General features: G+C 67.5%; 9 protein-coding genes and 1 pseudogene. 6 read left to right on the forward strand and 4 right to left on the reverse strand.

From position 1 onward, the window contains the following. Both QMZ26_RS20665 and QMZ26_RS20670 read right to left on the reverse strand, forming a co-directional pair. Positions 1-486, reverse strand: a pseudogene (locus QMZ26_RS20665) (hypothetical protein); the annotation flags it as partial. Then, positions 483-1,037, reverse strand: a complete 555-nt coding sequence (locus QMZ26_RS20670; RefSeq protein WP_283222528.1) for an RNA polymerase sigma factor — start codon at positions 1,035-1,037, stop codon at positions 483-485. The gene QMZ26_RS20670 and the pseudogene QMZ26_RS20665, both read right to left, overlap by 4 nt. 263 nt (positions 1,038-1,300) lie before the next feature. On the opposite strand from QMZ26_RS20670, the gene QMZ26_RS20675 reads away from it, so the two are divergent. Continuing rightward, on the forward strand, positions 1,301-4,090 hold the full coding sequence (locus QMZ26_RS20675) for an EAL domain-containing protein (protein WP_200734100.1): 2,790 nt from the start codon (positions 1,301-1,303) through the stop codon (positions 4,088-4,090). Positions 4,091-4,123: 33 nt separating this feature from the next. On the opposite strand, the gene QMZ26_RS20680 is transcribed toward QMZ26_RS20675, so the two are convergent. Then, on the reverse strand, positions 4,124-4,717 hold the full coding sequence (locus QMZ26_RS20680; protein WP_079221569.1) for a TIGR00730 family Rossman fold protein: 594 nt from the start codon (positions 4,715-4,717) through the stop codon (positions 4,124-4,126). A gap of 102 nt (positions 4,718-4,819) precedes the next feature. Beyond that, the gene (locus QMZ26_RS20685) at positions 4,820-6,316 is read right to left on the reverse strand and encodes an aminotransferase class III-fold pyridoxal phosphate-dependent enzyme (protein ID WP_079221570.1); all 1,497 of its coding nucleotides are present in this window, start codon (positions 6,314-6,316) and stop codon (positions 4,820-4,822) included. A 210-nt stretch (positions 6,317-6,526) separates the two neighbouring features. On the opposite strand from QMZ26_RS20685, the gene queA reads away from it, so the two are divergent. From queA to secF, 5 genes are all read left to right on the forward strand, one after another. Beyond that, positions 6,527-7,594: a tRNA preQ1(34) S-adenosylmethionine ribosyltransferase-isomerase QueA gene (gene queA, locus QMZ26_RS20690; RefSeq protein WP_079221571.1), complete on the forward strand. Its 1,068-nt coding sequence runs from the start codon at positions 6,527-6,529 to the stop codon at positions 7,592-7,594. Between the two features lie 199 nt (positions 7,595-7,793). Continuing rightward, on the forward strand, positions 7,794-8,924 hold the full coding sequence (gene tgt / locus QMZ26_RS20695) for a tRNA guanosine(34) transglycosylase Tgt (protein WP_079221572.1): 1,131 nt from the start codon (positions 7,794-7,796) through the stop codon (positions 8,922-8,924). Positions 8,925-9,060: 136 nt separating this feature from the next. Next, a complete protein-coding gene (yajC, locus tag QMZ26_RS20700) occupies positions 9,061-9,408 on the forward strand; it encodes a preprotein translocase subunit YajC (RefSeq protein ID WP_200734098.1) in 348 nt (115 codons plus the stop codon). A gap of 61 nt (positions 9,409-9,469) precedes the next feature. Continuing rightward, entirely contained in the window at positions 9,470-11,326 is a 1,857-nt protein-coding gene (gene secD, locus QMZ26_RS20705) for a protein translocase subunit SecD (protein WP_283222526.1), read from the forward strand. A 15-nt stretch (positions 11,327-11,341) separates the two neighbouring features. Further along, on the forward strand, positions 11,342-12,322 hold the full coding sequence (secF, locus tag QMZ26_RS20710) for a protein translocase subunit SecF (RefSeq protein ID WP_283222527.1): 981 nt from the start codon (positions 11,342-11,344) through the stop codon (positions 12,320-12,322). The last annotated feature ends 355 nt before the right edge of the window (positions 12,323-12,677 follow it).

A 12,677-nucleotide genomic window follows, 5' to 3' on the forward strand; every position in this document is an offset into this window, starting at 1 on the left:
CGGGGCCGACTGCGCCTCGGGCCTGCGGGCAACGGCGGGTTGGGCGGCCTGCTTGGCTGCAGCCTGCGGCGCGGGCAACGGCAGCGGCGGCGCAACCTCAGCCGCAGCGGACATGGGCTGCGGTGCCTGGGCATCGGCCGCAGCGGCGGCATCGGCGTCGGCGGCGGGCGCGGTGGCGATCTGTGCTTCCTGTGCCGGCAGCACCGGCGGTTCCGGGCGCATCTGCCAGGCAATGCCGACAGCGAATACCATCGACGCGGCGATGCCGAACACGGCCGGCCAGCGCCGCTGCGGCCGGCGCGCGGTCGACGTCGCGGCGGTGTTGTCGGCTGCTGCCGCTGTGTCTGCGGCAGTCGTGGACACCGATGCACGCGCGGCCGCCAGGATCGCCGCGTCCAGCGCAGCAGGCGGTGCCTGGTCGTGGCGGCGGCCGATCAGGCCGGCCAGCGCACGTTCTTCAGGCGACAGGGGATCGTCTCGATTCATGCCTTCAGTCCCGCACGCAGCTTGTCCATCGCATAGCGCAGCCGCGATTTCACTGTTTCCCGGCCGACGCCGGTGATCTGGCCGATCTCCTCCAGGCTCAGTTCCTGTTCCAGCCGCAACTGCAGCACTTCACGCTGCTCGGGCGGCAGGTCTTCCATCGCCAGCTGGATGCGCCGGAGCTGCTCGAATTCAGACAGTTCAGCTTCCGGGGTCTGCCCGTCTTCCAGCGCAGCCAGGCGCAGATCGGCGTCGGCCGGCGCGGCAGGGCGATGGCGGGCGGCACGCCAGTGGTCGTTCAGGCGGTTGTGCGCGATACGGAACAACCACGTGCTGAATGCAGCATCGGGCTGCCAGCCGGCGCGGGCGCTGATCACCCGCTGCCAGACGTCCTGGAAGATCTCTTCGGCCAGCGCGGTGTCGCGCAGTTGCCGCAGCAGGAAGCCGAACAGGCGCTTGCGATGGCGCGTATACAGGCTTTCGAACGCCTGCAGGTCGCCACCGGCCCAGGCCAGCATCAGCGCTTCATCGGTTGGCAGGGCGGTCGCTTCCACGGCATACAGGGTAAGGCCTGCAGGCGGTGGCGCATAGCCGTTGGCGGGGGCGGGGAGGGCGCAGTTCACGGCGGTTCGCGGGCGGGTGTCGACAGGAACAACGTGCCGGCGCACGAAACGGGGTTGGCGGGCTTCCATTCCCCCCCCGGTGCCGCGTTATGCTCGCCCGCTCAGGGGAGGCGACGCTGTAGCGGCGCCAAGAGAACGTCATTTTGTCCACGCAAGCCGACCGTGTGTCATCGCTGTCACCTCACGAGGCCGTCTTGAGCACGGCGCTGGTGCGCGCGCTGCATGCGCTGCTGCCGGACGCCGCGATCGTGCGGGTGGGGTGGAACGACCCGCAGCTGGGCCGCGGCCGGGACAGCTGGCCGCAGGGCGCCAGCGATGGCGAGCTCGACGGGGATGCGGGGATATGGGAGCACGCTGCCTGGGAACACGATGGCGCACAGCTGTCGCTGCGGGTGCGCGGCGCGTCGCCTTCCGAAGCCTGGTGGGGGGTGTCGCGGCAGGCGATGGAGCTGGCCCTGCAGCGTGGCCGCCAGGCCGGACAGATCCGTGCGCTCGAGCAGGCTGAACGGCTTCAGCAGGCGCTGTTCCAGATTGCCGACCTGGCCGGTGCCGACCTGGAAATGGGCGAGATGCTGCGCCACGTGCACGGCGTGCTTGGCTCGCTGATGTACGCGGAGAACTGCTACATCGTCGAGTACGACGATGTGCGCGACCAGATGCGCTTCCTGTATTTCGCCGACCAGGTGGATGACTTCGTGGCCGACCCCACGATCAGCTACGACGCCGGGCAGATGCCGCGCAGCCTGACCGTGGCCCTGCTGCGGCACGGCAAGCCGCTCAGTGGCCCGTCGCGCGAACTGCTGGCCGATGCCGAGGAAGAGCATGACCCCGAGCGCGGCCCGGAAAGCCTGGACTGGCTGGGCGTGCCGATGCTGCGCGATGGCCGCGTGTGCGGCGCCATCGTGGTGCAGAGTTACGAACAGGCTGCGCTGTATGGCGAGGCCGAGCGCGCGCTGCTGGGCTTCGTTGCCCAGCACGTGCAGACCGCGATGGACCGGCGCCAGGCACAGGTGCGGCTGGAACAGCAGGTGGAGCGACGCACGCTGGAGCTGCAGCGTGCCAACCGCAGCCTGCAGGACGAAGTGGCCGAGCGCCGTCGTGGCGAACAGCTGCAGACCGCACTCTACAACATCGCCGAGATGGCCATGTCGGCCGACAGCCTGGCCCAGTTCTATGGGCAGGTGCATGGCGTGGTGGGCCGGTTGCTGGACGCGCGCAACTTCTACATCGCCCTGGTCAATGCGCGCAGTGACGGCCTGGATTTCGTCTATTCGGTGGATGAACACAACAGCTCACGCGCGCCGCGCGCCTTCAGCCGTGGCCTGACCGAATACGTGGTGCGCCACCGGCGCCCGCTGCTGGCATCGCGTGCGCAGATCGACGCGCTGCTGGCCACCGGCGAAGTGCGCGAATCCGGTGCGCGTTCGCACTGCTGGCTGGGCGTGCCGCTGCTGCGCGACGACGAGGTGGTCGGCGCGATCGTGGTGCAGAGCTACACCGACCAGATCGCCTTCAGCGTGCACGACCAGCGGCTGCTGACCTTCGTGGCACAGAACATCGGTACCGGCCTGGCCCGCCAGCGCGACCAGCAGCGGCTGCGTTCGGCGCATGCCGAGCTGGAAAAACGCGTGGAAGAACGCACCCGCGAACTGGCTGAAGTGAATGACAAGCTGCTGGGCCAGATTGCCGAGCGGCTGCGCGCCGAGCAGCGCCTGACCCACCAGGCCATGCACGATGCGCTGACCGGACTGCCCAACCGCCTGCACCTGCTGGACCGCCTGCAGGATGCGCTGGCGCTGGCACGCCGCGAAGGCGGGCCGGTGTTCGCGATGCTGTTCCTGGACCTGGACCGCTTCAAGCTGGTCAACGACAGCATCGGCCACGCCGCCGGCGACCGCATGCTGGTGGAAGTGGCCAAGCGCATCGTGTCCATGGCCGGCGACGGCGACGTGGTGGCACGGCTGGGCGGCGATGAATTCGCGGTGCTGCTGCAGTGCCCGCAGGGCCTGGCCCAGGCGCTGGATTTCGGCCAGCGCCTGCTGCTGGCCCTGCAGGAATCGATGTGGATCGCCGGGCGCGAACTGTTCCCCTCCGGCAGCCTCGGCATCGCCCTGTGGAACCCGCATTACCGCACCGGCGAAGAGCTGCTGCGCGATGCCGATGCGGCGATGTACCGGGCCAAGGCACAGGGCCATGACCGCTGTGCGATCTTCGATGAGGACATGCGCGAGCAGGCCATGCGCAGCCTGGACCTGGAAGCGGACCTGCGGCGGGCGATCAACAACCGCGATTTCGTGCCGTTCTACCAGCCCATCGTGCGCCTGTCCGATGGCGAGGTGGTGGGCCACGAGGCGCTGCTGCGCTGGCAGCACGAGCGCCGCGGCCTGCTGCTGCCCGGCGCCTTCCTGGAGCTGGGCGAGGAAAGCGGCCTGATCGAGCAGGTCGACTGGCTGATCTACGAGCAGGTCATCGCCGGCCTGGCCGACGGTGGGCGTGGCTATGTCTCGGTGAACGTGTCACCGCGGCACTTCCGTTCGGCCGATTTCAGTGCGCGCCTGTTCGGCCTGCTGGAAGCCAATGATGCCGATCCGCAGCGGCTGCGGCTGGAGATCACCGAGGTGGCGCTACTGGACGACGGCCCGCACACGCTGCGCATCCTCAAGGGGCTGCGCGAGCGGGGCATCCAGGTGCAGCTGGATGATTTCGGGACCGGCTTCTCGGCGCTGTCCTACCTGCACCGGTTCCCGATCAGCACGCTGAAGATCGACCAGAGCTTCATCGCCGGCCTGCACGGGCCGGAGGCACAGAGCACGCGCGCGCTGGTGGAAGGCGTGCTGTCGCTGGCGCGCACGCTGGGCATCGAGACCATCGGCGAGGGCATCGAGACCGAGGCCCAGCGGCAGAGCCTGTTCGAGCTGGGCTGTGACTACGGCCAGGGCTACCTGCTGGGGCGGCCGGCACCGTGGACGCGCGCGGTGGCCTGAACCACCGCGCAGGTCAGGCACGCTGGGCCAGGCTCAACGCAGCGCGGCGCGTCGCTTCTCGTCGATCCACTTCGAGGCCTGGGCCGGCTCGTAGGCCTGCATCCACGCCAGCATTTCATCGATGTCCGAGCCGTACCACAGGTCCTGGCGCTGTTCCGGGTGCAGGAAGCGCTCTTCCACCATGCGGTCGATCATGCCGATCAGCGGGGCATAGAAGCCGTCCACGTCCAGGAAGGCGCAGGGCTTGTTGCCGATGCCGAGCTGGCGCCAGGTGAGCATCTCGAAGATCTCTTCCATGGTGCCGAAGCCGCCGGGCAGGGCGACGAAGCCGTCGGAGAGGTCGAACATGCGCGACTTGCGTTCATGCATCGAGCCGACGATTTCCAGTTCGGTCAGGCCGCGGTGGGCCACTTCCCAGTCGGCCAGCTGGCGCGGGATGACGCCGGTCACTTCGCCGCCGGCGGCCAGCACGGCGTTGGCGACGGTGCCCATCAGGCCGACGTTGCCGCCGCCGTAGACCAGGCGCATGCCATCGCGGGCGATGCGGTCGCCCAGCGCCATGGCGCGTTCGGTGTAGACCGGCTTGCTGCCAGCGTTGGAGCCACAGTAGACGCAGAGGGACTTCATGGGGGATTCCTGTCTCTTGGTGCGGAAACGAAAACGCCCCGCCGGCAACCGGGTCAGCGGTCGCGGGCGGGGTGTTGGTCGATTATGACGCGTTGGCGCGGATTACGCGGCGGCGGCCTGCTCGCGGCGCGGGCCTTCACGCAGGGCGCGGCCGACCAGGCCCACCAGCAGGTCCAGCTCGTCGCTGTCCATGCCGAAGTGCGGGGTGAAGCGCAGCGAGTTCTCGCCACCGTGGATCACGTTGATGCCGTGCTGGCGCAGCCATTCCTCGGTGGAGCCGGCGCCATAGCACTTGAACTGCGGGGCCAGCTCGCAGGAGAACAGCAGGCCGGTACCCTGCACCTTGGTGATCAGCCCGCCCAGCTCGCTCTTCAGCTGTTCCAGTTTGCGCACGGCCTCGGCGCCGCGTTCGGCGATGTTGGCGCGCACCTGCGGGGTGAGCTGGGCCAGGGTGGCGCACGCCACGTCCAGCGCACGCGGGTTGCTGGTCATGGTGTTGCCGTAGATGCCCTTGCGGTACAGCTGGGCGGCATGCTCGGTCACGGCCAGCACCGACAGCGGGTACTGCGCGGCATTGAGCGCCTTGGAGTAGGTTTCCATGTCCGGCGGGTCCAGGCCTTCGAAGCCCGGGTAATCCACCACCGACAGCACGCCATGGGCGCGCAGGCCGGCTTGGATCGAATCGAGCAGCAGCAGGCTGCCGTGGGCGCGGGTCAGCTCGCGGGCCACCGCATAGAACGCCGGCGGCACCGAACGGCCTGGGTCGCCTTCACCCATCACCGGTTCCAGGAACACCGCTTCGATGAACCACTGGTTGCGCTCGGCATCCTCGAACACCTTGCGCAGGCCGGCCTCGTCGTACGGGGCGACCGTAATGACCGAATCCTCGCCACGGTAGCTGGCCAGATGCTGCTGGTAGCTCTTGCGGCTGGAATCGGAATACAGCGCCGGGCGGTCGGTGCGGCCATGGAAGCTGCCCTTGATGACCACGCGCTTGATGGCGGCACCGGCATGGCGCGCGCCCGGGTCGGTCTGCAGCTTGGCGTTGACGTCGGCGATGCGCGCGGCCAGGCCGACCGCTTCCGAGCCGGAGTTCAGGCACATGAAGCGGGCGAACGGGCAGCCGCCGCGGCGGTGGCCGATCTCCGCGCGCAGGGCGGTGATGAAGCGCTGCTGCGACAGGCTGGGGGTCATGATGTTGGCCATCACCTGCGGGCGCGACATCGCTTCGAGCACCGCATCAGGGGTATGGCCGAAGCCGAGCATGCCGTAGCCGCCTGCGTCGTACAGCACCGCGCCCTTGAGGGTGACCACCCACGGGCCACGCGCGGCCAGCGCCACGTACGGGGTCACCGCGTCGTCTGCATAGAAATTGACGAAGCCGTCCTGCATCGCGTCGATCTGCGCCTGCTCGTCCTGCGCCAGCAACGGCCCCAGCTCCTGCTGCACGCGCCCGAACTCGTCGGCGGCCGCTTCCACGGCGGCAACCAGCTGTGGGTGGCGGGCCGACAGTGCGACCAGGGTGGCGTCGTCCAGGCCGGTGGTGATGCGGCTGCCGGGCTGGGCGCGGAGGGGGGCGAGGCGTTCGATGAAGCTCATTGCAGATCTCCTGAAACAATGGGTCGCACGGGCCTTCAAAAGCAAAACGCGCGTCATCACGCGCGCTTGGGGCGGACTCGTGCTGCGGACTTCCTTTCCGATGCTAGCACTAGTTTTTTTGCGCGATAACCCCGCAGAAACCTGCTGCATAGCAGCATATTGCCCGACGTTCGCCACGAAGCGCGCCGGCTCGCAGGCGCTCGACGTACAATGCGCGCCAATGTCGACCTGTTGCCGATCACTGCCTTGAAGAAGTCCGATTTCCACTACGACCTGCCGGCCGAACTGATCGCCCAGGCGCCGTTGGCCGAGCGTTCGGCCAGCCGCCTGATGCTGGTGCCGCCGGCGCCCGCCGCCTTCACCGACGTGCAGGTGCGCGACCTGCCGTCGCTGCTGCAGCCGGGCGACCTGATGGTGTTCAACGACACCCGGGTGATCCCGGCGCGGCTGTTCGGGCAGAAGGCCAGTGGCGGCCGCGTGGAGATCCTGATCGAGCGCCTGCTGGGCGGCCAGCAGGCGCGTGCCCAGGTGGGTGCCAGCAAGTCGCCCAAGGCCGGCAGCCGCATCGCCCTGGATGCCGGCGGCGAGGCCGAGGTGCTGGGCCGCGACGGCGAGTTCTACGTCCTGCAGTTCCACGTGCCTGAATCGCTGGAGCAGTGGCTGCTGCATGCCGGTCGCCTGCCGCTGCCGCCGTACATCCAGCGCGAACCGGGCATGGACGACCGCGAGCGCTACCAGACCGTGTTCGCCCGCGAAGTGGGCGCGGTGGCTGCGCCGACGGCCGGCCTGCATTTCGACGAGCCGCTGCTGGCGGCCTTGAAGGCCAAGGGCGTGGACTTCGGCCACGTCACCCTGCACGTGGGGGCAGGCACCTTCCAGCCGGTGCGCGCCGATGACCTGAAGGACCACGTGATGCACCGCGAGTGGCTGAACGTGGGCGCTGAACTGGTGCAGCAGGTGCGGCGCACCCGCGAGGCTGGCGGCCGGGTGATCGGCGTGGGCACCACCGTGGTGCGCGCGCTGGAAAGCGCGATGCGCGAGGGTGAACTGCTGCCGTTCGCCGGCGAGACGCAGATCTTCATCACCCCCGGCTACCGCATCCGCAGCGTGGACGCGATGGTGACCAACTTCCACCTGCCGGAAAGCACGCTGCTGATGATGATCTCCGCGTTTGCCGGCAAGGAGCGCGTGTTCGAGGCCTACCAGCACGCGATCGAACAGCGCTACCGGTTCTTCAGCTACGGCGACGCGATGCTGCTGTTCCCGCAGGCGGGTTGACCTCTGCCTGCCGGCGGAAGTGACATCCACGCATGGCGTGGATCTACTACCGTCCAGTAGATCCACGCCATGCGTGGATGAATCCGGTATCCCCGGCCATCTCCGGCGGACCTCGCCGCCGGGCATGGCCCGGCGCTACCGGAGCAGGGACGGCGGTTTTGGGAGACAATAGGCAACTATTTGCCTGAACGACCGCTCCATGTCCCGATTGCAGTTCCAGCTCCAGACCCGCGACGGCCGTGCCCGCCGTGGCCGCCTGACCTTCCCGCGTGGCACGGTGGAAACGCCGGCCTTCATGCCGGTGGGAACCTATGGCTCGGTCAAGGGCATCCTGCCGGACCAGGTGCGCGCGCTGGGCGCCGAGATCATCCTCGGCAACACCTTCCATCTGTACCTGCGGCCGGGCCTGGACATCATTGCCGACCACGGCGGCCTGCACGGCTTCTGCCAGTGGGATGGCCCGATCCTGACCGATTCCGGCGGTTTCCAGGTGTTCTCGCTGGCGCACCGCCGCAAGATCACCGAGCAGGGCGTGACCTTTGCTTCGCCCACCGACGGCGCCCGCGTGTTCCTGGGCCCGGAAGAGAGCATGAAGATCCAGAAGGTGCTCGATTCGGACGTGGTGATGATCTTCGACGAGTGCACCCCGTACCCGGCCACTGAGGACGTCGCCCGCCGGTCGATGGAACTGAGCCTGCGCTGGGCCCAGCGCAGCCGCAACGCGCATGACGAGCTGGGCAATGACGCGGCGCTGTTCGGCATCGTCCAGGGCGGCGTGCACACCGACCTGCGCAGCCGCTCGGCCGAGGCCCTGCAGGCGATCGGCTTCGACGGCTATGCCATCGGTGGCCTGGCCGTGGGCGAACCGGAGCACGAGCGCAACGCCATGCTCGACCACCTGGACCCGGAGCTGCCGGGCGACCGCCCGCGCTACCTGATGGGCGTGGGCCGGCCGGAAGACCTGGTCGAGGGTGTCGCCCGTGGCGTGGACATGTTCGACTGCGTGATGCCCACCCGCAATGCCCGCAACGGCCACTATTTCACCTCGTTCGGCACCGTACGCATCCGCAACTCGCAGTATGCGCGCGACATGGACCCGATCGAGCCGGGCTGCGGCTGCGTGGCCTGCAGCGGCGGCTACACCCGCTCGTACCTGCGCCACCTGGACCGCTGCAACGAGATGCTGGCGCCGATGCTGGGCACCCTGCACAACCTGTTCTACTACGAAAAACTGATGGCCGACATCCGTGCGGCCATCGAGGCGGGAACCTTCCAGGCCTTCCGCGAGTCCTTCTATGCAGCACGCGGGGCGGTTGCGCCGCCCCTGTAACCCCGCAGCACCCCTGCCGAACGGCCCAAGGACGAACGTCCGGGGCCGTGGCATACTTCAAGGCTGACCCAGATCCGCGGTCGACACCCTGCGCCCGTCAAACGGGCCTGAGCGCCGCCCAACCTAAGGACCAACGATGAACCTGCTTGCCTTCCTGATTCCCGCCGCACACGCCCAGGCCGCCGGCGGCCAGCCCGGTGGCGGTATGCAGCTGACCACGCTGCTGTTCCCGATCATCCTGATCGCCATCATGTACTTCCTGATGATCCGCCCGCAGATGAAGCGGCAGAAGGAACACAAGGCCATGCTGGAGAAGATCAAGCGCGGTGACGAAGTGCTGACCAACGGCGGCATCGCCGGCGTGGTCACCGACATCGGCGACAACTTCATCACCATCGAAGTGGCGGACAACGTGCGCATCCGCGTGCAGAAGGGCGCTGTCGGCAACGTGCTGCCGGCCGGTACCCTGAAGTCGGCCCAGTAAGCCACTCCCTTTCCGATGCACAACCGCGGCGCCGGGGATGGCGCCGCGCGGGACCCAAGCAATGCTCGAATTTCCACGCTGGAAGTACGTCGTCATCCTGATCGTACTGGCGCTCAGTACCCTGTATGCGCTGCCCAACATCTACCAGAAGGACCCGGCCGTCCAGATCACCGCCAACCGTGGCGGAGTGGTCGACGACGCGCTGCGCGACCGTGTGCTGGCCGACCTGAAGAAGGCCGGTGTCACCACGATCGGCGCCGAGAAGGAAGGGGAAAGCCTGATCGTCCGCCTGCCGGACCTGAAGGCCCAGTCCGCTGCCAGCGACGCGCTGCGTGACACCGTCGGCGAGAACTACACGGTGGCCCTGAACCTGGCCTCGACCGTGCCGGACTGGCTGGCCAAGCTGGGCGGCCGCCCGATGGTGCTGGGCCTGGACCTGCAGGGCGGCGTGCACTTCGTGCTGCAGGTCGACCAGAAGGCAGCCCTGGACAAGCGCCTGGACGCCTACACCGAAGACGTGCGCAGCACCCTGCGTGACGCGCGCATTGCGTACCAGTCGGTCGAGCGTCGCGCCGACAACACCATCGTGGCCAACCTGAGCCCGTCGGCCGGTGACGACGCTGCCGCCAACGCCCGCGCGGCGCTGGTCAAGTCGCAGCCGACCCTGGGTTACGACGTCAGCGGCAGCCGCATCACGGTGACCATCCCGGACACCGAGATCTCGCAGATCGCCAACGGCGCCATCGAGCAGAACATCAACACCCTGCGCAACCGCGTGAACCAGCTGGGCGTGGCCGAGCCGATCATCCAGCGCCAGGGTGCCGACCGCGTGGTCGTGCAGCTGCCGGGCGTGCAGGACACCGCCGAAGCCAAGCGCATGATCGGTGCCACCGCCACCCTGGAATACCGTGCGGTGGTCGAAGGCAACGCGCAGGACGCCATCGCCTCCGGCCGCATCCCGCCGGAAGCCAAGGTCTACCAGCAGCGTGATGGCCGTGGTCCGATCATGTTGAACAAGCGCGTGATCGTCACCGGCGACCAGATGGTCGGCGCACAGGCGGTCACCGATACCAACAGCGGTGCCCCGGCGGTCAGCGTGACGCTGAACAACGTCGGCGGCCAGCGCATGTTCGACTTCACCAGCGCCAACGTGAACAAGCCGATGGCCGTGGTGTACACCGAGCGCGTGCCGACCGTGACCGTTGTTGACGGCCAGGAAGTGCGTGGCTTCAAGGTCAACGAGGAAGTGATCTCGGTGGCCAACATCAACGGCGTGTTCGGCAAGAACTTCCAGACCACCGGCCTGCAGAAGAAGGAAGCCGAGGACCTGGCCAAGCTGCTGAAGTCCGGCTCGCTGGCCGCGCCGATGGACTTCGTCGAAGAGCGCGTGGTCGGCCCGAGCCTGGGTGCGGAGAACGTCAAGAACGGCATCACCGCGGTGGTCTACGCGTTCCTGTTCACCCTGGTGTTCTTCACCATCTACTACCGCATGTTCGGCCTGATCACCTCGCTGGCGATGCTGTTCAACCTGCTGATCGTGGTGGCGGTGATGTCGCTGTTCGGCGCGACGATGACCCTGCCTGGCTTCGCCGGCCTGGCGTTGTCGGTCGGTCTGTCGGTGGACGCCAACGTGCTGATCAACGAGCGTATCCGTGAAGAGCTGCGTGCCGGCGTGCCGGGCAAGACCGCGATCGTGACCGGTTACGAACGTGCTTCGGGCACGATTCTTGACGCCAACCTGACCGGCCTGATCGTCGGTGTGGCCCTGTTCGCCTTCGGCACGGGTCCGCTGAAGGGCTTCGCCCTGACCATGATCATCGGTATTTTCGCCTCGATGTTCACTGCGATCACCGTGTCGCGCGCCCTGGCGACGCTGATCTATGGCCGTCGCAAGAAGCTCCAGAACGTGGCCATCTGACGGGACGACACGCACATGAAAATTTTTCCGCTGCACATCCTCCCGAACGATACCCAGATCGACTTCATGCGCTGGCGCCATGTCGCGATGGTCGTCACGATCATCGTGTTCCTGGCATCGATCGGCATCATCGGCTTCAAGGGCTTCAACTACGCCCTGGACTTCACCGGCGGCACCCTGATCGAAGCCCGCTTCGATCACGCGGTGGACGTCGAGCAGGTCCGTACCAAGCTCGAGGGCAATGGTTTTGAAGGCGCCCAGGTGCAGAGCGTCGGTGGCAACACCGACCTGCTGATCCGCCTGGCCCCGCACGGTGAGCACGCCCCGGGTACCGGTGCGGCTGCCGCCGAGGACAAGGCCACCGCTGCGGCGGTGGTGAAGGCGCTGTCCACCGCCGACAACCAGGCCACCGTGCTGCGCAACGAGTTCGTTGGCCCGCAGATCGGCAAGGACCTGGCGATGAACGGTCTGTACGCCACCATCTTCATGCTGGCTGGCTTCCTGATCTACATCGCGGTGCGCTTCGAATGGAAGTTCGCGGTCACCGCCAGCATCGTGGCGATGTTCGACCTGATCGTGACGGTGGCTTACGTGTCCCTGCTGGGCCGTGAGTTCGACCTGACCGTGCTGGCCGGCCTGCTGTCGGTGATGGGCTTTGCGATCAACGACATCATCGTGGTCTTCGACCGCGTGCGCGAAAACTTCCGCAGCCTGCGTGCCGAGCCGATGGAAGTGCTGAACCGTTCGATCAACCAGACGCTATCGCGTACGGTGATCACCGCGGTGATGTTCTTCCTGTCCGCGCTGGCCCTGTACCTGTACGGTGGCAGCTCGATGGAAGGCCTGGCCGAGACCCACATGATCGGTGCGGTGATCGTGGTGCTGTCCTCGATCCTGGTAGCGGTGCCGATGCTGACCATTGGTGCGCTGCGCGTGACCAAGCAGGACCTGCTGCCGAAGGCGAAGGACGTCGAGGCGCTGGCCCGTCGCCCGTAAGCACCCGCTGCACGCAGTACACAGAGAACCCCGCGCAAGCGGGGTTTTTTGTTGCAGGGCTTGCAGCCTTGGCACGTGTCATCGCATGCGCGCTGTCGCTCCCACGCTTCGCTGCGCGAACCGTGGGCCCCACTTACCGGCTCCCAGACCCCCGCCGCTTCGCGGCCGCCCCCTGACTCAGGGGGCTTTGCCCCAGAACGGTTCCGCGCGGCTGTTGGTAGGTTCCGACCGTTGGTCGGCACATCTGTCAGATATCGAATGAATCATCCACGCATGGCGTGGATCTACTGGCGCGCGCGGCTGTTGGGAGGTTCCGACCGTTGGTCGGCACATCTGTCAGATATCGAATGAATCA

Source organism: Stenotrophomonas sp. PFBMAA-4, assembly GCF_030053215.1.
Taxonomy (GTDB): domain Bacteria; phylum Pseudomonadota; class Gammaproteobacteria; order Xanthomonadales; family Xanthomonadaceae; genus Stenotrophomonas.